This window comes from Natronococcus sp. CG52 (assembly GCF_023913515.1).
In the GTDB taxonomy this organism is placed as follows: Archaea; Halobacteriota; Halobacteria; order Halobacteriales; family Natrialbaceae; genus Natronococcus; species Natronococcus zhouii.
This window is the reverse complement of the sequence record NZ_CP099391.1, coordinates 3,894,201-3,914,257: the sequence shown is the minus strand read 5'-3', so window position 1 is coordinate 3,914,257 and position 20,057 is coordinate 3,894,201. Positions and strand designations below refer to the sequence as shown.

Genomic DNA, 20,057 nt, shown 5'->3' with positions numbered 1-20,057 from the left:
ATGAGTGGAATTTCACTTTCGGGCGTCACGAAGGAGTATCCGGGCGGCGTCCTCGCGGTCAAAGGCGTCGACATCGACATCGAAAGCGGCGAGTTCGTCACCCTCGTCGGTCCGTCGGGTTGCGGGAAGACGACCACCCTGCGGACGATTGCCGGTTTCGAACGACCGACGGAGGGGACGGTTTCGATCGCCGGCGCGGACGTGACCGACGCGCCGCCGTACGAGCGAAACACCGGGATGGTGTTCCAGGATTTCGCGCTCTTCCCTCACATGACCGTCTACGAGAACGTTGCGTACGGGATGGAGGTGTCGGGCGACTACACGGACGAGGAGATCGACGCCAGGATCGACGAAATGCTCGAACTGGTCGAACTACCGGGCGTCGCCGACCGAACGCCCGACCAGCTCTCCGGCGGCCAACAGCAGCGGATCGCGCTCGCTCGCGCACTCGCACCCCGACCGGACGCGCTGTTGCTCGACGAACCGCTCGCGAGCCTCGACAAGAAGCTCCGCGAACAGATGCAAGTCGAACTGCGCCGAATTCAACAGGAAGTCGGGATCACCACCGTCTTCGTCACGCACAATCAGGAGGAAGCGCTAACCATGTCCGACCGACTCGCCGTGATGAACGACGGACGATTCGAACAGGTCGGCCCGCCGGAAGAGGTGTACAACGACCCCGAGACGCGATTCGTCGCCGACTTCCTCGGAACGGCGAACCTCTTCGACGGATCGGTGACGAGCGTCGACGAGGGGTACGCGACCGTCGACTGCGAGGGGACGACGATCCGAGCCCGGAGTCGAAACGGCATCGAACCCGGCGAGTCAGTGTCGGTCGTCGTCCGCCCGGAGCGGTTCGAAATCGACGACGCGACTGCAAACGGCGCGGGTCGGACCGCGACCGAAAACGCCTTCGAGGGGACGATCACGTTCAAACGACATCTCGGCAGCAGCATCGAGTATCAGATCGAAACCCAGGACGGCCGCGAACTCGTCGTCGTTCGACGGAGCGGTACGGACGAACGGTCGGCCGGCGATCGGGTGTCGATCCACACCGAGGCCGACAACTGTCGGATCGTGGAGGCGTAAATGGGAACGAAATCGTCGTCTGCGAAGGCCGGCGAATCGGGCCGTGCGGGGCTGAAAGCCGGGGCCAAGTGGTACGCGCTGGCGTATCCGCTGTTCTGGCTCGTCGCCGTCTTCCTCGTGCCGCTCGGCATGCTGGTCGTGTTCAGTTTCTACGCGAACATCCCCGGCGGCTCGTACCGTCCCGGGTTCACCTTCGACAACTACGCGCGGTTCATCGAAATGAGTTTCTCGCTCGGGTGGCCGCCGCTCGAGACGAATCTCTATCTCAGGCAGCTGTGGCTGACGATCGAGATTTCGCTCGTCACCGCGATCGCCTCGCTGCTGCTCGGCTACCCGATCGCGTACTACCTTGCCCGGATGGATCGCCCGTGGCTCCGGAGCCTGCTGTTGCTCACGATCATCTCGTCGCTGTGGGTGACGTACGTGATCAGAGCGTACGCCTGGCAGGTGATTCTGGCGTCCGGCGGCGTTCTGAGCTCGACCGGTGTCGCCCTCGGTCTCCTCTCGGAGCCGCGCTCGTTCTATCCGGGATACTGGGGGCTCATCGTCGGGATGGTGTACGTGTTCCTCCCGTTCATGATACTGACGCTGTACAGCAGCATCCGGAATATCGACGGCGAGCTACTCGAGGCGTCGAAGAACCTCGGAGCGGGGCCGACGAAGACGTTCCGCCGAGTGACGCTCCCGCTGTCGCGAAACGGAATCGTCAGCGGAACGGCGCTGGTGTTCATCCTCGCGCTGGGAGCGTACGTCATGCCCCGACTGCTCGGTAGCTCCGCGGAGCGGACGCTGCCGGTGTTGATCGAGGCCCAGATCATGGGCGAGCAGAACTACCCGTTCGGCGCGGCGATGAGCATCGGGCTGATCGCCGTCGTTCTCGCCTTCCTCTGGGTGATGGTCAAGGTCACGAACATGACCGCCGCGAGTCTCGGCGGGAACGACGTTGCGGAACCCGACAGCGGTCGACCTGACTCGAGCACCTACGCTCGGTCGTCGGGCGTCGGCGCTCGAGTGCGAAGCGGCCTCGGTTCGATCGCCGACGCCGTGGGACTCGCGCGCGTGGTCGGCGGCATCGGGGCGCGCCTCGACGCCGTCGTTTCGACGGTCGACGCCCGGACCCGCGAGCGCGTGCTGTGGACGACGAGTCGGCTGTACGTCGCGGCCGTGATGACCTTCATCGCCGCGCCGCTCGCGATCATCATCGCGGTATCGGTTACGCCCGAACAGTTCCTCACGTTCCCGCCGGGCGGGTTCTCGGTGCAGTGGTACGTCGAGTTCTTCACCAGTCCGTCGTGGCTCATCGCCCTGATCAACAGCTTGGGTATCGCCGCCGCCGCTGCGCTCCTCAGCACGACGATCGGCGGGACGCTGGCGTTCGCACTGGATCGATACGGATACCGGTGGAACACCGTCTTCGGGACCTTCGGCGTGCTCCCGATCCTGGTGCCGCCGGTGATCGTCGGCGTGGCGTTTCTCGTCTTCTTCCTCGAACTCGGATTCGCGGGAACCCGATCGAGTATCGTCATCGCTCACGGGATCTTCTACGCCCCGTTCCCGTTCATTCTGATCTCGCAGGGACTCGACGAACTCGACCGCACGTACGAGGAAGCCGCGATGAATCTCGGAGCGGGACCGATCCGGACGATCCGGACGATCACCTACCCGCTGTTGCGGGCGAACGTGGTCTCGGGCGCGCTGTTCGCGTTCATCCTCTCGCTGAACGAGTACATCATCGCCTGGCTGCTGTCGCTGTTCCTCGTCGACACCATCCCGATACAGATCTTCAACTCGCTCCGGTACGGCTACTCGCCGACCATCGCAGCCGCGAGCGTCGTCTTCATCGGTCTCACGGTCGTCGTCATGGTCGCGATCGATCGGATGTCCGGGGGGATCTGGGAGTGATCGGCGCAGCGGAGGCGACTGTCGTCGCCGTTCAGACGGTGCCCGAGTTCGGGGCCGTCGAGCGGAACCGAACGCGGACGGTCGAGGCCGTCCGCGAGCACGCGCTCGCCGACCTCGTCGTCCTGCCGGAACTGGCGACGACGGGATACGTTTTCGAGTCGAGCGCCGAACTGGAAACGATGGCCGAGCCGAGCGACGGCGCGACGGCCCGGGAGTGGGCGGCGGTCGCGGCGGAGACGGAGACGTGGATCGTCGGCGGATTCGTCGAGGTCGAGGACGGCTCGTTCTACAACAGTGCGCTCGTCGTCTCGCCGGACGGTCTCGAGGGCTGCTACCGAAAGCTCCACCTGTGGAACGAGGAGAAACGGTGGTTCGAGCCCGGCGGAGCGGTACCGACGTTCGAGACGCCGTTCGGTCGGATCGGCGTCCAGATCTGTAACGACCTGTGGTTTCCCGAGTTGACGACCGCGCAGGCCCGCTCGGGGGTGGATCTCGTCGCCGTTCCGACGAACTGGGTCCCGGGATCGAGCGAGGGAGCCCGTCCCGCCGGCTGGACGATGGGCGTTCACCAGGCGGTCGCACACGCGAACGCGAACCGGGTCTTCGTCGCGTGTGCGGATCGTGCCGGAACCGAACGCGGCGTTTCCTTCGAAGGACAGAGCGTCGTCGTCGATCCGAACGGGATACCGCTCGCAGGACCGGCCCCGACGACGGGCTCGCACGCGATCACGGCCGACTGCGATCTCGAGCGTGCACGAACGAAGTCGCTGACTGCCTACGACGACGCGCTCGCCGACCGTCGGCCGGACGTCTACGACCTCGATTAGTCGTCGAGTGGAGGCTCGCTCAGGACGGCTCGAACCGGCTCGAGCTCGACTCGTTCGATCGTTCCGTACAGCGTTTCCCACGACTCCGCCAGTCCGTACTCGCTGAGCGCGGTCAGCAGGAGTTCGCCGGCGCCGACGTACGTGATCGAGCCGAAGGCCCAGGCCGAGGTGCCGCTGGGAAGGTGTTCCTGTTCGCGCGGTCGCCGGAAGTCGATCACGCCGCCGAGCGATCGCTGGGTCGCCACCGAAAGGTCGCGCGCCTCCTCGTACCGGTTGATCGGAAACTCGCGGCTATCCCCGACGAGGAGGCCACACCCTTCCGATTCGATGACGGCCGCGATATCGGTTCGACCGGCTTCGATGAGAAGGGAGATGACGTCGATCGACGACCCTTCGCCGTTTATTACGTCGACGTAGCGTCGGATTTGGCCGCCGCATCCCGCCGCGAAGGTCTCCTCGGAGTCGGGTTCGGTCGGCTCGTACTCGAGCACGCCGGAGTTCGAGATACTGGCGTTGACGCCGTGGGCGAGCAACACGCCGTCGAGGGTGATACTCGAGGAGGTGACCAGGCGGAACTCCCCCGGTTCGCTATCGGCGCTCTCCTCGAGCGATACCGGGATCGGACCGAGCGGGAGCTCCTCGAGTCGGTCGACGAGCTCGAGCGCCGCGTCGACGTTCGCCTCGGAGAGGAAGGCGCCCGACGCGACGAGGACGCCGCTGTCGTCGATCGGGTCGTAACTGACGTGACTGGTGAGCGTGGCGATTCGGGCCCGAAGCTGTTCGAGGCGACTGTTGACGTCGCCCTTCTCCAGCTCCGACTGCCCTTTCGCCGTCAGCCGGCGACCCCGACCGGGAACCTTCTCGGTCAATCCGAGATCGTCGAGTTCCGAGAGCAGCAGCCTGATCGTTCGGTCCTTGATGTCGTATCCGTGTAACTGCAGCAGTTCGAAGAGTTGGATGCTGCCGATCGGTCCGTGCCGATCGACGAGACGGAGGAGATCGTACGTTCGTCTGTCCAGATCCGGGGCCATTGATACGTCCACAGTGGGGCGGAACCGACACCAAGCTTTGGTTTCGACGGACCCTCCCGTACTCACCCGACTGCGATCCGTCTCGGGGGAACCTTTTAGCCTCCGTAAAAAAAGAATACGGTGGCAATGGTGTGCCACCACACATGACATCCGAAACGCCGTACACGAGCAACGGGGCGGTAGAGTCACGCTACGACGAGTCCGGAACTCCGATCTGGACGGATCCCGACGTTCCCGTCGAGCGAGCCGACGATCGCACGCTCGAGGAGGAGGCGGGTGAGATCGATGACTGAGAAAACGCCAGCGGCGGCGTTCCGAGAGTCGGTTTCCGGTTCGTCCGTCGAACTCGCCTACGCCGGTCTCAAGACGTTTCTGAAGGGTGACCCGCGGGAGATCGACGACGTCTCGGACGTCGACGCGGCCGCGCTCGGCGTTCCGTACGACGGAGCGGTGTCGAACCGACCGGGTACCCGGTACGGCCCCGAGGCGATTCGGCGCGCGAGCGGCTGGTGGGCCTACCTATCCGATTACAAGGGCGGACTGACGAACATGCAGACCGGCCGGCAGGTAAACTTCGACGATCTCACCGTCGCTGACTGCGGCGACGTGCCGATCTTCCCGATGGACAGCGAGACGACGGCCGAGAGCATTACGGCTCACGTGGCGACGGTCGCGGCCCGGACGTTTCCGGTCGTGCTCGGCGGGGACCACTACTGTACGTTCCCCGCCGTCCGCGGATTCGCCGAGGGCGCCGGCCACGACCGGGTCGGGTTCGTCCAGATCGACGCGCACACCGACACCGTCTCCGAAAGCCCCGTCTTCGGAACCGATTTCCACGGCTCGAGTACGGCGCTGATCGCCGACTCGCCGCACACCGAGTACAGCGACGTGAGTCAGGTGGGCATTCGCGGCTACGAATCGCCCGAGTTCTTCGAGTTCGCCGACGAGACGGGACTGAACCTCTACACGATGCGCGACGTCGAGGAGGACGGGATCGTCTCCGTGGTCGAAGATGCGATCGCGGCGGCCGCCGCGGACACCGACGCGGTGTACGTCTCGTTCGACATCGACGCCGTCGATCCGGGCGTCGCGCCGGGAACTGGAACACCCGTTCCGGGCGGCTTGACCGCCCAGCAGGCCCTCAGAACGATGGAGGTACTCGGAGCGGCCGACGCCGTCGGCGCGGCCGACCTGATGGAGGTCGCGCCGCGGTACGACGCCACGGAGGGTACCGAACGACTCGCGGCGTATCTTCTCGTCACGCTGCTCGAACGGCAGTTCGCGGAGTGAGCCGATCGACCGAAACCCCACCTACCCATTCATGGTAAACAAGCCGAAGACAGCACCCCCGATCGGAACCGAGCGAACGAACACCGTCGTCGAATCGGTGATCCGCGAGATGACCCGGGAGGCGATTCGAAAGGACGCGATCAACCTGTCCCAGGGGATCCCCGACGAGGACGAGACGCCGCCCGAGATCAAAGCCGCCGCGAAGGAGGCGATCGACACCGACAGCCAGTACACGATCACCTGGGGGCTGCCGGAACTCAGGGAGGCCGTCTCGGAACGCTACGCCGAGTGGAAGGGGGTCACCTACGACCCCGAGACGGAGGTCACGATCACCAGCGGCACCAGCGAGGCGATCATGTCGACGATGCTCTCCCTCGCGGGAGCGGGCGACGAGGTGATTTACTTCGAGCCGGTCTACGAGAGCTACATCCCGGCGAGCCAGTTCGCCGGCGCCACGCCGATCCCCCTCGACATCACCGACGACCTCACGATCGACGCCGAGCGTCTCGCCGAGGCGGCCGAGCGCGCCCGGATTCTCGTTCTCAATACGCCGATGAATCCGACCGGGAAAATCTTCTCCCGCGAGGAACTCGAGACGATCGAGGAGATCGCGGTCGAACACGACCTGATCGTGCTGACCGACGAAATCTACGAGCACATCGTCTACGAGGAGTACTGCAGTCCGGTCGAGGTCGGCAATCTCGCCGAACGGACCGTCGTCTGTACGGGGATGTCCAAGACGTTCAGCGTTACCGGGTGGCGGGTCGGCTTCTGTCTCGCCCCCGAGTACCTCTCGAAGGAACTCCGGAAGATCCACGACTACACGAGCATCTGCGCGCCGACGCCGTTCCAGCGGGCGGGGGTCGAAGCGCTGTCGCTTCCCGACTCGTACTACGACGAGCTGTCCGACTCCTACGAGAAGCGCCGGGACCTCCTCTACGACGGATTACTCGAGGCGGGACTGGACCCCGTCAAACCGGACGGTGCCTACTACATCATGACGCGGTACCCGACGGACGAGAGCGATATCGAGTTCTGCTACCGGCTGATCCGGGAGGCCGGCGTCGCCGCCGTTCCCGGCAGCAGCTTCTACACGGATCCCGACGTCGAGGCCGACTGGATCCGGTTTACGTTCTCGCGAAACGAGGCGACCCTCGAGGAGGCTATCGACCGGCTGATAGAGAACCGCTGGTGGTGAGAAGTCCTTTCTGAACCGAGGAGTGGTTCGACCGGCCGTCTTCAGTTCGTCGTCGACTTCGAGTTGTCCTCGGGCTCCGGCGGCGGTTCGACGCCCTCGATCGCTTCGGCGGCCTCGGTGTCCTTCTCGACCTCGACGTGCCAGCGATCGATCTCGTCCTCGAACTCGGTGAGGCGGTCGGAGACGTTCTCCTTTAGCACGTCGTCGTTGACGTTGACCTCGAAAATGAACTGTTCGCCCTCGCCGCGCGTCGACTGCTGGATGTTCGCGCTGATGAGTTCGTTGTCGAAGTAGTACGGCGCGAGCTGGGTCATCACGTTCTGGTAGACCGTGTCCTCGACGCGACGCAGCGCCTTGCGACTCGCCGAGTCGGCCGCTCGCGCGACGTAGTCGATCGATTCCTTCCAGTTGTCGACCGCGGCGTCGGCGTCGTCCCGCTCGAGGCGCTCGTACGACTCTGAGAGCTTCTCGCCGGCGGTCTTCAGGTCCTCGTCGGGCTCCTTGCCGGCCCGTTCGCCCTTTCCCTCCTCGACGCTCGCCTGATCGGCCGTCTTCTCGCTGACGTCCGTTTCGAGTGTCTCGTGGGCCTTGGGTCGCCACTCGTCCCACTCCTCGAAGGCGCGGGCGAAGCGGGCGCCGTAGTCGTGATCGGGGTCGTGCACACCCACGTTCCGCAGCGCGCGCGTGATGCGTTCGCCGTGTTCGACGACGTCACCCCAGTCACCGCGTATCTTGAACCCCGAAATGCTCTCTTCCATTCGGTTGGGCGATCCCTATGAGATGGACGAGTATAAACTTCGTCGCTGCGTGGGAACGACACTGTTACGTCACCCGATCACACGCGAGATAGGGCACCATCACGCGGTGTCCGGTGCTCGAGACGGACCGACACCGTAAAATTCCCGGCGCGTTCGCATTCGGGTAATGACGATCGAAGATCGGGAGGATGCGTACCTCGTCACGCACGCGCTCGCGAAACACACGCTCTCACAGCTCCGGGACGTCGAAACCGAACAGGTAAGCTTCCGGAAAGGACTGGTCAAACTCGGCCGCATCTGCGGCTACGAGGTCATCGACGGCCGGATGGAAACCGAGTACGTCGAGATCGAGACGCCCCTCGAGCCGACGATGGGCGAACGGGTCCGGGGGCTCGACGACGTCGTGATCATCAACGTCCTGCGCGCGGCGACGCCGTTCGTCGAGGGGCTGCTGAAGGCGTTCCCGCGCGCCCGCCAGGGCGTCATCAGCGCGAGCCGTAACGAGGAGGCCGGTCGGGACGAGGACGGCTCGTTCCCGATCACGGTCGACTACGTCAAACTGCCCGAGATCCACGAGGAGGACACGGTGATCATCGCCGATCCGATGCTCGCGACCGGGAGTACGATGTGTACCGTCCTCGAGCACGTCGTCGAGAACTCGCCCGATCCGGAGAACCTGATCGTGCTCTCCGCGGTCTCCGCGCCGGAGGGGCTGCTCCGAGTGGACGAGGCGTTCCCCCAGGCGGACCTCCTGACGGTGTCGATCGACGACCACCTCGACGAAGACGGCTTCATCGTGCCGGGTCTCGGCGACGCCGGCGATCGCGCGTTCCGGACGACGTAGTCGGCGGACCGGTTCGACCCCGGTGTCTTTGCCGCTCCGACGCGTGAGGGGCGCACGTACCACATGGGTCGAATCACCATCTCCGCCGAGTGCTCGTCCGATTCGGGACGCGGCCGTTGATACTGTGCGGTTGCGCAATCGAGACGGAACGCCGATCGATCCGGTTCCGTTTTTCGTCGTCGTCTGCATCGCGTTCCTGGTGAGCTACGCCTGGGTCCCGATCTATCTCGGCGAACTCGGGGTCTCCACCGCCGCTGCACTCGTCGTCGCCTCGGTCGGCTTTCTCCTCGCGACCGTCGCCGCGTACTACCACCTCGTCTGGGCGAACGACCCGGTGCGTCGGGAGCGAGTTCCCGTCGAACATCGACTACAGCGGCTGTTTTACGCGATCCTGATCGGTATCGCGCTGTTGTTGTTGCTCGTATTACTCGCGTCGGTACGCTAGCGATCCCGGGGGACGACATCCTTATTCGACACGGGCTGGTAACACACGGCATGGACCTGGCAGCGCGGATCGACGCGTACCGGCAGCGGGTGCTGGCGTTCGTTCGCCGCGCGTACGAGGGCCCGATACTGGGGATCACCTCGCTGGTCGTCGACCGAGAGGTCGCGGACACGTGGATCCGGGGGCTGTATCACGGGATGATCTCGCACCCGACCTACGAGATCGTCGAAGCCCAGGCCGAGGACTTGGAGGACGCGTTCCTGCTCGCGTGTTTTCCCGACGCGTTCGGCGTTCCCAGCCCGGTTTCGTACTACACCGCGGAGTTCCTCCCGTACCTCGAAGACGAGTACGAAGCGTGGCAGCGCCGCACGTGGGACCGCTGGTCGCTGCTCGAGCGAAAGGGCGAACAGTTCCATCCGCTCTGAACCGACCGCGGTGTTCGCGGAGGACGGGTCGGTTCTTTCGACTCGGGAGACCGTCGGGTCGTTCAGCCGTCACCGAGAATCGGGCCGCCGCCGATTTCGTAAGAATCACCGCGAAAGATTCAAAAAACACGACCAGCGAGTACCGAACCATATAATTTCAATTTTTTAGACTAAATAATTTTATTGTACGCGACTCCGTCGATGTGGTAGGGGCACACATACCATGCAAGTCATCTGGATGGTGCTGTTCATACTGGTGGCGTTCACGATCGGGTACATCGGGTACTCGAGATATCTCACTTCGTTGACGGATCTCGACGATAGTCGAGAGACGCCGGCGCACAGGTACAGCGACGGACAGGAGTACGTTCCCTCGGAGAAGCCGGTCCTGCTCGGGCACCACTACTCCTCGATCGCCGGCGGGGGACCGATCGCCGGCCCGATCACTGCCGTCGCGGCCTTCGGCTGGCTCCCCGCGTTGCTGTGGATCGCGATCGGGAACCCGATCTTCGGCGCGGTGCACGACTTCATGGCGCTGGTCTCGAGCGCTCGTCACGAGGGGAAGTCGATCGGGTACATCATCGGCGAGTACGTCGGTGAGCAGGGAAAGAACATGCTGCTGTGGTTCGCGTTCCTGCTGGTCATCCTGGTGATCGCCGCGTTCATCTTCCTGGTGGCGACGGTGTTCAACGCGTACCCGGCGGCGGCGACGGCGAGCATGATCTACATCGGGCTGGCGCTGCTGTTCGGGGTGTACCTGTACCAGTTCCAGCTGCCGTTCTGGCCCGGCGCGCTCCTGTTCACCGCGGGCGTGTTCGCGGGGGTCTGGGTCGGCCTTCAGTACCCGATCGCGATGGCCGACACCGGGTTGCTTCCGGAGGGGACGATCGTCCTGCTCGGCGACGCTGCGGCCTGGGAGTGGCTCCCGCTCGCCGCCGAGACGAACCCGAACGCCGCGCTGTGGGCGATCGTGGTCGCGCTCTACTGTTTCGCCGCCGCGGTGTTGCCGGTGTGGGTCTTGCTCCAGCCGCGTGACTTCCTCACGTCGACGCTGCTGTACGTCGGGATCGGTGCGATGTTGCTCGGAGCGATCGTCGGCAGCGTAATCGGTTTCGAATCGGTCGAAATCTCGATTGCGACCGCCGGGGTCGAGTCGGTCCAGGTCGATCGGCTGGTCACCGAGGTACCGGCGTACACCGGCTTCGTCCATCCGGAGCTGGGCTGGCTGTTCCCCTTCCTGTTCGTGACCATCGCCTGCGGAGCCATCAGCGGCTTCCACTCGCTGGTCTCGTCGGGGACGACGGCGAAACAGCTCGACAAGGAGTCGGACGCCCGACTCATCGGCTACGGTGGTATGCTCGCGGAGGGACTGCTCGCGGTGACTGCGATTCTCGCGGTGGTGATCATCTCCGCCACGACCGAGGGGCTCATGGAGGCGATCGCGACGTTCCCGGCAGGTGGTGGCGCGCTCATCTCCGCGCTCGGGATCAGCGTAATGATCGGCGTGATCTTCGTCGCGCTGGTGTTCGTCAGCTTCCTGTTGACCAGCACCGACACGGCAGCTCGGCTCGGACGGTACATGATCGAGGAACTCGTCGGCACACCCGAGTCGACCACGCAGGAGTTCGCGGCGAACCGCTACGTGAGCTCTGCGGTTTGCGCGTTCGGCGGTTACCTGCTCGTCGCCTCCGGAACGTGGGGCGACATCTGGCCGCTGTTCGGCGGCGCGAACCAGCTGCTGGCGTCGCTCGCGCTGCTCGTCGCGACCGTCTGGCTCGCCAACGCGGACGAGTCGAAGCAGTTGCTCACGACCGGGGCCCCGATGGTGTTCATGGTCAGCGTTACCATCGTCGCGCTGGCCGTGATCGGTCTCTGGCGGAACCCGCAGGCGATCCTGGCGGATCCGTCGCTCACCTACGCCAACGTCGCCCGGGCGCTCCAGAGCATCATCGCAGTCGTCCTCATCGTGCTCGCGATCGGCCTGCTGTACCTGGGACTGAACAATATCCGCGACGCGCGCGCCGGACTCGGAACCGACGCCATCGCTCCAGGTTCGGACGACGACTGAGGATCGGCTCTCCGCTTCTTATCGGGTGATCCAGTCGAGGAATCGCCCTACCCTGCCGAGTTCGTTGCGCTCGATCGGCTGCCAGGTTCGGAACGCCTTCGCGACGCCGGCCCCGTCGCTCGAGACCAGTTGCTCGCGGTCGGGTGCGACGACGATCAGGTTGATCTCGTAGTGGCCGTAGTAGCCGAACTTGATTAGCGTTCGATTCCGATACCGTTCGACGAAATCGCCGACAGCGTCGGAAATCTCCGTCGCCACGACGACGAACGTGAAGTCGGTGCTGAAGTGGTGTTCGTCGGCGTCGATCCACTCGTCGGCGATCGTCTCGCCCAGGGACTCGAGGCTCTCGAGCGTCTCGACGCGCGGCCGTGGCTCCCGGCGGACGAACAGGTGCTCGTTCGAGTGGTGGCGGGCGAACCGGACCGTGGGGTGGAAGGCGTGTCGTTCGGTTTCGATCCGGAGATTCCCGTAGAGGTCGAACGACTCGCCGGCGACGCGGTACTCCCGCTCGAGGTCGTAGTGGCTCCACAGCCGCCGTGCGACGGCGGCGAGGTACTCGTCCTCCCAGCGCGGGACGTCAGGTGGCCGGTCGTCGATCCCCGTTTCGTCGACGTCCGTTTCGTCGATGTTCGTCTCGGCGCGCCGCTCGCGTTCGTCGGCGCCGCCATCGAGTCGTGACTCGCTGCTCACGTCCGGACTTTGCACATCGGTCGGATCTCGATCCTCGCTCATGGTCGGAGTCGGTCGAACGCTCTTATCGTATGTTCCTTAGTAGCATATACCTGGCCGATGCGTGATAGAGTGACACAAGACATAACGCGATTGCGCTCGTACCGTTCGCCGATGACCGATTCCGACAACCGCGCGGAAGCCTGTGGTCGCTGTTCGATGACCACCGTCCTCGACGCGACCGAGGACGCCCGAAGCGACCGCGAGATCATCGAGGGCGAACGCATCGAACTCGAGGACGCGGAACTCCGCCGCGTCTCGCCACACGTCGTCCTCATGGCCCGATTCAGACGGTGGCTCGACGACGTCGGGAGCCGCCTCGCCTACGGTCCCCGGTCGGAGTGAGTGGCACCTGCTGTCGCTGCGCGTCGGGCATCCCGGCGGCTGTCGTCGTGGTTTTTCTCGCGGTCCCCTACAATCGGTGAGTCGGTCGATTCGTCGACGCCGTTGGCGCTACTGGCAGGTATCGATCCCCAATACGGTGTTTCCCGGACAGCGCTGGATGATTGCGGTCGCAACGATGTCGCTCCCGGCGATGAACGCCAGGCTACCGGCCGTTCTTTCTCGGTTCCGGTAGCCGACGATCAGCAGGGCGGCACCGGGCACGACTCGCAGCGCGCGGTCGAAGCCGCCGACGTTTCGCTCCGTATCTGATCGTAGAAGCGTCGGTCCTGTAGATCCGTTCCCTGAACCCCTTCGTTTCCGGTCGAACCACGGTTCAGTCGGGTGGTTTCGATCGTGGGACTCGAGTGGAAACGCTCCCTGTCAGCGTTACTCGTCCGCGTCGTTCTCGCTCGCTTCGGCCGAGAGGTCGGCGTCTCGCTCGCGCTCGAGTGCGGGCGGGGACTCGTGGGACTCCGAGTAGCCGTCGAACCAGCGAGCGATGCGCTCGAGGCGGTCGACGACGTGACCGGGCTCGCCGCTGCGGGAGAGTTCGTGTCCCTCGCGGGGGTATCGGACGAGTCGCGTGTCGACGCCGTGTTTCTGTAGCCCGAGGTAGAACAGTTCGGCGGTGTTCGCGGGCGTCCGGTAATCCCGGTCGGAGTGTATCACGAGCGTCGGCGTCTCGACGTTCGGGACGTAAGCGACGGGCGAGCGCTCCCAGAGGAAGTCGGGCTCCTCCCAGGGGGTCGTGCCGAAATCGCCTTCGACGAGCTTGAACGCGTCCGTCGAGCCGTAGAATCCGGTGAGGTCGTAGACGCCGCGCTGGGAGACGGCAGCCCGGAAGCGATCGGTCTGCGTGACCGTCCACGCGGTCATGAAGCCGCCGAAGCTCCCGCCGGTGACGAACAGCTCCTCGGAATCGACGTACTCGCGCTCGCAGACGACGTCGACGCCCGCGAGCACGTCGGTCAGGGTGACGTCGCCCCAGTCGCGTTCGATGGCGCTCGCGTGATCCTCGCCGTAGCCCGTCGATCCGCGGGGGTTCGACCAGAAGACGACGTAGCCGCGCGCGGCGAGCGTCTGGAACTCGTGCCACATCGTCCCCGCGGTCGTCCACTGCGAGTGGGGGCCGCCGTGAATCTCGACGATCAGCGGGTACGTCTCGTCGGGGTCGAAGTCCGGCGGCGTGAGGATCCAGCCCTGAATCTCCGTTCCCTCGCTCTCGAACCACACCTCTTCGGGCTGGCAGACCGCTCGATCGGTGAGGTAGGCGTCGTTGATGCGGGTTAGCCGCGTCGTCTCGTTGCCGCCGCGAGTTGTAGCGAAGACGTCGCCCGGATGGTCCCACTCGCTCTGGACGTAGGCGACGGCGTCGCTCCCGACCGAGAACGCCTCGACGGTGACGCCGTCGCCGTAGATCCTCGTCGGCGCGTCGGTCCCGTCGCCGGGCACCGACCAGAGGACTTGCGAACCCTCGTCGGGCGTGGTGAAGTAGAGCAGATCGTCGTCCGGCCCCCACTCGAAGCTCGATTTGTGGCTGATCGTTCGGTCGAGCGGTTCGGTGGGCGTGGTTTCGGTCCCACTTTCACGGTCGTGAACCCGGAGTTCGGTCTGGCGCAGCGTCATTCCCTCCTCGGGCGTGTACTCGAACGCGACCCGTCCGTCTTCGGTCGCGTCGAGCGCGCCGATCCAGCCCGTCGTCTGCGTGAAGGCTTCGGTCCCGTCCGTCTCGAGGTCGTGCGCAAAGAGATCGTACGCGATCGAGTCGTCGGGCTGCTCACCGGTTTTGGCCGCGTAGTAGACCGTCTCGCTGTCGCCCCAGGTCGCTCCGACGTAGTCGGTGTCTCCCTCGGTGAGCCGGGTAATCGCGTCGCCCGCGCCGTCGTCGTCCTCGTCCGCGGGATCGACGTCGCCCTCGAGCGCCGCCTCGACGTCGAGGACGTAGACGTGGTTCCGCCGGCCGTCGACGTACTCCGTCCCGGCGCGGTAGATCATGCGGTCGATCACCCGCGGGTCCGGCGTCTCCGGTTCGTACTCCGCGTCGACCGCGTAGTCGCGTCCTTCCTCGCGGTCGGATTCGCTCACCTGCTGGGTGAAGCAGAGGCGAGTGCCGTCGGGACTCCACTCGAGACCGCTGACGCCGCCGACGACGCCGGTGACCCGCCGCGCCTCGCCGCCGGTCGTCGGGAGGATCCACAGCTGCTGTCGGTCGCCCTCGCCGCGCGTGCTGGCGAACGCGAGTCGAGTGCCGTCGGGACTCCACCGGGGCTCCCCGTCGACGCCGTCGGCGGCGGTGAACTGCCTGGGCTCGCCGCCGCCGACGGGGACGACGTGGATCGTCGCGTCGTCCGTCTCGTCGTCCTCGGGAGTCTTTCGCACGAACGCGACCCGCTCGCCGCTGGGTGCGGGCTGCGGATCCGCGACGCGAACCACGTCGTGATAATCGGCTGCTTCGATCTGCTTCATGCCAACAACCGTCGTGAAGGGCGTGAAAGTATTTCGATTCGTATCGGTCTCAGAGCACAACCGCCACGTGTTGACACGAATCTGTCCGTTTCGTGATGATCGTTGAACGCGTACTCACCGCTCCCGTCTGCGGATTCTCCGCCTCGAGTGTCGGCGAACACGGCGCCGAGTGATTCACCGGTGTGTTATTTATTACTGGAATCGTTGCAATATTAACGAACGGGCAAAATCCGAAGCAGCTATTAACGAATTCCACATTATATATTCAGTATGGTTCGACATATCAAGCGACGCGAGTTCGTCGCGATCGGTGGGGCTGCTGGAATCGCTGGATTCGCAGGTTGTATCGGCGAGGACGCCGTCGATGACGACGGAAACGGCGACGACGAGGACCTCGAGGAGGCCGACCCTGACGAGGGTGGCGAAATCCTCTCGCTGCACGCCGGCGGAACCGAGGGGACGTACTACCCGCTGGGCGGCGACATGAAGACTATCGTCGAAGACCACACGCCACATGGTATCCAGGTGCAGTCGACCGGCGCCAGCGTCGAGAACGTCGGCAGTCTCGCCCGCGGAGACGCCGAACTCGCCCTGATTCAGAACGACATCGGCTACTTCGCGTACGAGGGAACGGGCATCGAGGAGTTCGAAGGAGAACCCGTCGAGAACCTCCGCGGCATCGCTTCGCTCTACCCGGAGACGATTCACATCATCACCCAGGCGGACTCGGGTATCGAGTCCGTCGAGGATCTCGAGGGTGCGTCGGTCAACACGGGCGACGCCGGGAGCGGGACGCAGGTCAACGCTCGCCAGATCCTCGAGACGGCCGAAATCGACGATTACGACGAGCAGAGCGGCGACTTCGGGACGGCAGCCGACCAGATCAGGGACGGTGACATCGACGCCGCTGTCGTCGTCGGCGGCTGGCCGGTGGGTTCCGTCGAGGAACTCGCGACGACTCAGGACATCGCGTTCGTCGAGGTCACAGGCGACATCCGCGAGCAGCTCCTGGACGACGCCGAGTGGCTGGCCGAGGACACCATTCCCGGCGGCACCTACGACGGTGTCGACGACGACGTGGAGACGGTCTCGGTCCAGGCGATGCTCGCCACTCACGACGGGATGGACGACGCAGTCATCGAGGAAGTAACGACGGCGCTGTTCGATAACGTCGACGAGTTCTCCACGCAGAGCGAGTTCATCGACGTCGAGTCGGCTCAGGACGGGATGCCGATCGACCTCCACCCCGGTGCAGAGGCGTACTTCGGCGACGCCGACGAGGAGGACGAGAACGGCGAAGACGAATAACGCTACCGTCAAATCACTACTGTGAACCCTCTGAGTCGCCGGAAATTCATCGCTTCCGTCTGTGCGGTGGCCGGAGCATCGACCGTCGCTCTCTCGTCGGTTGCGGCCGACCGGACTCTGGTCGTCGACGCCGCCGACTCGGAGGAACGGTTGCTCGAAATTCCGGTCGACGACGGGGACGAAGTAGCGCTCGAGTACATGCACAGCGTCGAGCGGACGCCGGTCGAGGACGTCTACGTCGTCGACTGGCCCGAATTGCGAGCGGAGCGGATGGTGTTTCACTCACACGGTGCGGGCTTACCGACGAAAAACGTCGAACGAACCGACGAGGGATTCGTCGTCGAGGGTACCGGAACGTACGAGAAACTGCGGGTGTCACCGGGATCGATCGCCGGTCACGAACTCGTCGTCAACGGCGAACGGTACGATCTCGTCGACCGGACGGACGGTAACGTCGTCCTGTCTCTCATCGACGCCAACGCCCGAGATGCGCTCGAGTCTCGACTCGAAACTATGTTTGCGGACCACAGCTACGAGCTAATCGATATCAGCGAATGAGTATAGACACTGAAGACACGGACACGATGAGCGAGGAGGAAAAGCAGCAGCTGCTCGACGAGGTCGAGCGACGCCGAACCCATCGAGGCGCGACGGCCCTGATCGTCACCTTGATCGGCATCGCCTTTTCGGCGTTCCAGATGTGGATCGCTGCTCGAGGAAACACGTTCGCGGCGGACCTTCCGGTAGTAGGCGAGGTGTACCTCGTCGGCTTTCAGCCGCTACAGGTCTATGCGATCCACGTGGCGTTCGCGCTGGTGCTCGCGTTCCTCCTCTTTCCGGCGAGTCGCGGCGACGGATTCGTCGCCCGGAAACTCGGCCGGGTCGAACCTGCCGTCAGGAGCCGGTTCGGCGACGAACATCCGCTCACCCGCGCAACTGTCTCCGTCGCGGAGACCGTCCGCTGGATGGTTCTCGATCCGGAGATGAAGCGGGTTACCCCTATCGACGTTCTCTTCGTCTTCCTCTCGGTGTTGCCCGCCTATTACATCGCGACCGAATACCAGGTGATCAACCAGCAGTACGCCTACCGCCGATTCGAGGGCGGTCCCGCCGTCCACGACGTGTACCCCTGGCTCGAAATTCCCGTGACGGCTCTCGCTTCGCTCGGCGTCCCGCTCAACGAGGTCTCCTACGGATTTTTCCTCGGCGTCCTCGGCCTTCTGCTCGTGCTCGAGGCGACCCGGCGGGCGCTCGGCGCGTTGCTCATGTCGCTGGTCGCCTCGTTCATCGTCTACGCCCGGTGGGGATATCTCGTCCCTCGGGACTCGATCGTCGGGGCGCTGGCGATCCAGCCGGACAGTTGGGGGAACATCGTCTACAACCTCTGGTACACGACCGAGGCGGGCGTTCACAGCACTCCCGTCGCCGTCAGCGTCCGGTTCATATACATCTTCATCCTCTTCGGCGCCTTCCTCGAGATGAGCGGCGCGGGCAAGTGGTTCATCGATATGGCGTACTCCGCGACCGGGACGAAGAAAGGTGGACCGGCGAAAGCGAGCGTCGTCTCGAGCGGCTTCATGGGAATGCTTTCGGGATCGTCGATCGCGAACACGGTGACGACGGGCGCGTTCACGATTCCGCTGATGAAGCGCTCGGGCTACTCGCCCGAGTTCTCCGGCGCGGTCGAGTCGTCTTCGTCCTCCGGCGGCCAGATGCTCCCGCCGGTGATGGGGGCGGCGGCGTTCCTCATCGTCGAATTCACCGGAACGCCGTACGCGGACGTGATCATCGCTGCCACGCTTCCGGCGATCGCCTTTTTCTTCGGAATGTGGATCATGGTCCACTTCGAAGCCGTCCGGGGCGGTATCGGCGGCCTCCCCCGATCCGAACTTCCGGAAATTCGCTCTAGCCTCCGGAGCGGCTGGTTCTACCTGATCCCGATCGTCCTGCTGTTGTACTACCTGATCGTCGCCCGTCTCTCGATCAATCGCGCCGGCTGGTTCACCATCGTCGCCGTGATCGCGTTGATCGCGGTCGTCGCCGCGTACAACGAACGGACGCGGCTCCCGCTGCTCGCCTCGATCGGGGGGCTCTACTTCGTCCAGGCGGCGGCCTACGCGACCACGGGCGGTGGAATCGCCACTGCGGTCCAGAACGCGGCGGGTCTCGAGACGGCCGAGCCGCTCCCGCTCGGAACTGCCGCGACGGCCGCGGTGTCAGACCTCGGGATCATCGCCATCCTCGTCTCCGTCGCCTTCCTGCTCGTCCGACCGCGCGTCGATGCTCCCCTGCTCGAGTTCAACGAGACGGTCGACGAGGCGGCCGAGAAGGGTGCCGAGACGCTCGGCCGACCGAAGCTGTCGGGCAACACGGCGTATCGGTTCGGCGCGTTCATCCTGAAGTCGATGGATTCGGGCGCTAGAACCGCGACAACGGTCGTCATCGCCGTCGCTGCGGCGGGAATCGTCCCGGGAGTCATCAGCGTCTCCGGACTCGGGCCGAACCTCGCGGCGCTCATCGCCTCCGTCAGCGGCGATTCGATGCTGATCCTGCTCAGCCTGACGGGTGTCGCCTCGATCATCTTCGGGATGGGGATGCCCACGACCGCGATGTACATCATTCTGGTCGCGATGCTCGAAGCGCCGCTGGAGGCCACCGGAATGGCGATTATCGCGGCCCATCTCTTCATCCTCTACTTCGGGCTGATGGCGGACGTCACGCCGCCGGTCGCCGTCGCCGCCTTCGCCGGCGCCGGCGTCGCCAAGGCTGACGAGATGAAAACGGCGGCGATCGCCTTCCTGCTCTCGCTGAACAAGGTTCTCGTCCCGTTCGCGTTCGTTTTCTCGCCGGGGATCCTGTTCTATCGCTACACCGACGGAGAGTGGGGACTCGTCGGCTGGGCCGACATCGCCGACGTCGGCTACTTCCTCCCGGAGGTCGTGATTCCCATCATCGGAATGTTCCTCGGAGTGTACGCGCTCGGCGTGACGATCATCGGCTACCAGTACTCGAAAGTCACCTCCACGAGTCGAGTGCTCTACTCGATCTCCTCGGTCCTGCTGATGGTGCCGGAGATTCCCCTGCTCGTCGTCGAGGGAATTCTCACCCTCGCCGGCGTCCCCTCGGCACTGACGATCTTCTCGATTACCTTCCCGCTTCGGGTCGTCGGCCTGGCGCTTCTCGTCGGGTTCTCCTATCGCAACCGGTCGCGAGCGTCGCTCGAGGAAGCCGACGCGGACGTTTCCGCCCCGGCTGCCGGTGACGCCTGAGCCGGGCCCCCTTTTCCAGTCATT

The 20,057-nt window shown here is 64.7% G+C and carries 19 protein-coding genes; 14 read left to right on the top strand and 5 right to left on the bottom strand.

Annotated features, from left to right (window positions below):
- Genes NED97_RS19545 through NED97_RS19535 form a run of 3 tightly spaced genes read left to right on the top strand, consistent with a single transcriptional unit; the run spans position 1 to position 3,818 of the window.
- The gene (locus tag NED97_RS19545; protein WP_252488674.1) at positions 1-1,089 is read left to right on the top strand and encodes an ABC transporter ATP-binding protein; all 1,089 of its coding nucleotides are present in this window, start codon (positions 1-3) and stop codon (positions 1,087-1,089) included.
- Entirely contained in the window at positions 1,090-2,991 is a 1,902-nt protein-coding gene (locus NED97_RS19540) for an ABC transporter permease subunit (protein WP_252488673.1), read from the top strand.
- Positions 2,988-3,818 (top strand): nitrilase family protein, encoded by an 831-nt coding sequence (locus NED97_RS19535; protein WP_252488672.1) that lies wholly within the window; start codon positions 2,988-2,990, stop codon positions 3,816-3,818. The genes NED97_RS19540 and NED97_RS19535 overlap by 4 nt, the downstream gene beginning before the upstream one ends.
- Here the strand turns inward: NED97_RS19535 and NED97_RS19530 are convergent.
- On the bottom strand, positions 3,815-4,849 hold the full coding sequence (locus NED97_RS19530; RefSeq protein ID WP_252488671.1) for an NrpR regulatory domain-containing protein: 1,035 nt from the start codon (positions 4,847-4,849) through the stop codon (positions 3,815-3,817). The two genes, NED97_RS19535 and NED97_RS19530, sit on opposite strands and share 4 nt — an antisense overlap.
- Positions 4,850-4,992: 143 nt before the next feature.
- Between NED97_RS19530 and NED97_RS19525 the strand changes: the two genes are divergently transcribed.
- Genes NED97_RS19525 through NED97_RS19515 form a run of 3 tightly spaced genes read left to right on the top strand, consistent with a single transcriptional unit; the run spans position 4,993 to position 7,337 of the window.
- Positions 4,993-5,142, top strand: a complete 150-nt coding sequence (locus tag NED97_RS19525) for a hypothetical protein (RefSeq protein WP_252488670.1) — start codon at positions 4,993-4,995, stop codon at positions 5,140-5,142.
- Complete coding sequence (locus NED97_RS19520) at positions 5,135-6,139, top strand: agmatinase family protein (protein WP_252488669.1); 1,005 nt, start codon at positions 5,135-5,137, stop codon at positions 6,137-6,139. The genes NED97_RS19525 and NED97_RS19520 overlap by 8 nt, the downstream gene beginning before the upstream one ends.
- 31 nt (positions 6,140-6,170) lie before the next feature.
- Positions 6,171-7,337, top strand: a complete 1,167-nt coding sequence (locus tag NED97_RS19515) for a pyridoxal phosphate-dependent aminotransferase (RefSeq protein ID WP_252488668.1) — start codon at positions 6,171-6,173, stop codon at positions 7,335-7,337.
- A gap of 41 nt (positions 7,338-7,378) precedes the next feature.
- On the opposite strand, the gene NED97_RS19510 is transcribed toward NED97_RS19515, so the two are convergent.
- Positions 7,379-8,095, bottom strand: coding sequence for a DUF5828 family protein (locus NED97_RS19510; protein ID WP_252488667.1), 717 nt, complete (start codon positions 8,093-8,095; stop codon positions 7,379-7,381).
- A 166-nt stretch (positions 8,096-8,261) separates the two neighbouring features.
- Between NED97_RS19510 and upp the strand changes: the two genes are divergently transcribed.
- The 4 genes from upp to NED97_RS19490 all read left to right on the top strand — a co-directional run bounded on the left by upp (position 8,262) and on the right by NED97_RS19490 (position 11,877).
- Positions 8,262-8,939, top strand: coding sequence for a uracil phosphoribosyltransferase (gene upp / locus NED97_RS19505; RefSeq protein ID WP_252488666.1), 678 nt, complete (start codon positions 8,262-8,264; stop codon positions 8,937-8,939).
- Between the two features lie 124 nt (positions 8,940-9,063).
- Positions 9,064-9,384 (top strand): hypothetical protein, encoded by a 321-nt coding sequence (locus NED97_RS19500; protein ID WP_252488665.1) that lies wholly within the window; start codon positions 9,064-9,066, stop codon positions 9,382-9,384.
- A gap of 50 nt (positions 9,385-9,434) precedes the next feature.
- Positions 9,435-9,809 carry a hypothetical protein gene (locus tag NED97_RS19495; protein WP_252488664.1) on the top strand — a complete coding sequence of 125 codons (375 nt, stop codon included), beginning with the start codon at positions 9,435-9,437 and terminating at the stop codon, positions 9,807-9,809.
- Between the two features lie 223 nt (positions 9,810-10,032).
- Entirely contained in the window at positions 10,033-11,877 is a 1,845-nt protein-coding gene (locus tag NED97_RS19490) for a carbon starvation CstA family protein (protein WP_252488663.1), read from the top strand.
- An 18-nt stretch (positions 11,878-11,895) separates the two neighbouring features.
- Here NED97_RS19490 and NED97_RS19485 read toward each other — a convergent pair whose 3' ends face one another.
- Complete coding sequence (locus tag NED97_RS19485; protein WP_252488662.1) at positions 11,896-12,609, bottom strand: hypothetical protein; 714 nt, start codon at positions 12,607-12,609, stop codon at positions 11,896-11,898.
- A gap of 111 nt (positions 12,610-12,720) precedes the next feature.
- Between NED97_RS19485 and NED97_RS19480 the strand changes: the two genes are divergently transcribed.
- Complete coding sequence (locus tag NED97_RS19480) at positions 12,721-12,951, top strand: hypothetical protein (protein WP_252488661.1); 231 nt, start codon at positions 12,721-12,723, stop codon at positions 12,949-12,951.
- 108 nt (positions 12,952-13,059) lie between these two features.
- Here NED97_RS19480 and NED97_RS19475 read toward each other — a convergent pair whose 3' ends face one another.
- Together NED97_RS19475 and NED97_RS19470 are read right to left on the bottom strand one after the other, a co-directional pair.
- Positions 13,060-13,221 carry a YgaP family membrane protein gene (locus NED97_RS19475; RefSeq protein ID WP_252490662.1) on the bottom strand — a complete coding sequence of 54 codons (162 nt, stop codon included), beginning with the start codon at positions 13,219-13,221 and terminating at the stop codon, positions 13,060-13,062.
- 156 nt (positions 13,222-13,377) lie between these two features.
- Positions 13,378-15,456, bottom strand: a complete 2,079-nt coding sequence (locus NED97_RS19470; protein WP_252488660.1) for a S9 family peptidase — start codon at positions 15,454-15,456, stop codon at positions 13,378-13,380.
- A gap of 270 nt (positions 15,457-15,726) precedes the next feature.
- Here NED97_RS19470 and NED97_RS19465 point away from each other — a divergent pair, with 270 nt between their 5' ends.
- The 3 genes from NED97_RS19465 to NED97_RS19455 all read left to right on the top strand — a co-directional run bounded on the left by NED97_RS19465 (position 15,727) and on the right by NED97_RS19455 (position 20,033).
- Positions 15,727-16,764, top strand: coding sequence for a TAXI family TRAP transporter solute-binding subunit (locus NED97_RS19465; protein ID WP_252488659.1), 1,038 nt, complete (start codon positions 15,727-15,729; stop codon positions 16,762-16,764).
- A 66-nt stretch (positions 16,765-16,830) separates the two neighbouring features.
- Entirely contained in the window at positions 16,831-17,322 is a 492-nt protein-coding gene (locus NED97_RS19460; RefSeq protein ID WP_252488658.1) for a DUF1850 domain-containing protein, read from the top strand.
- Entirely contained in the window at positions 17,319-20,033 is a 2,715-nt protein-coding gene (locus tag NED97_RS19455; protein ID WP_252488657.1) for a TRAP transporter permease, read from the top strand. Before NED97_RS19460 ends, NED97_RS19455 begins: the two co-directional genes overlap by 4 nt.
- Positions 20,034-20,057: the final 24 nt, after the last annotated feature.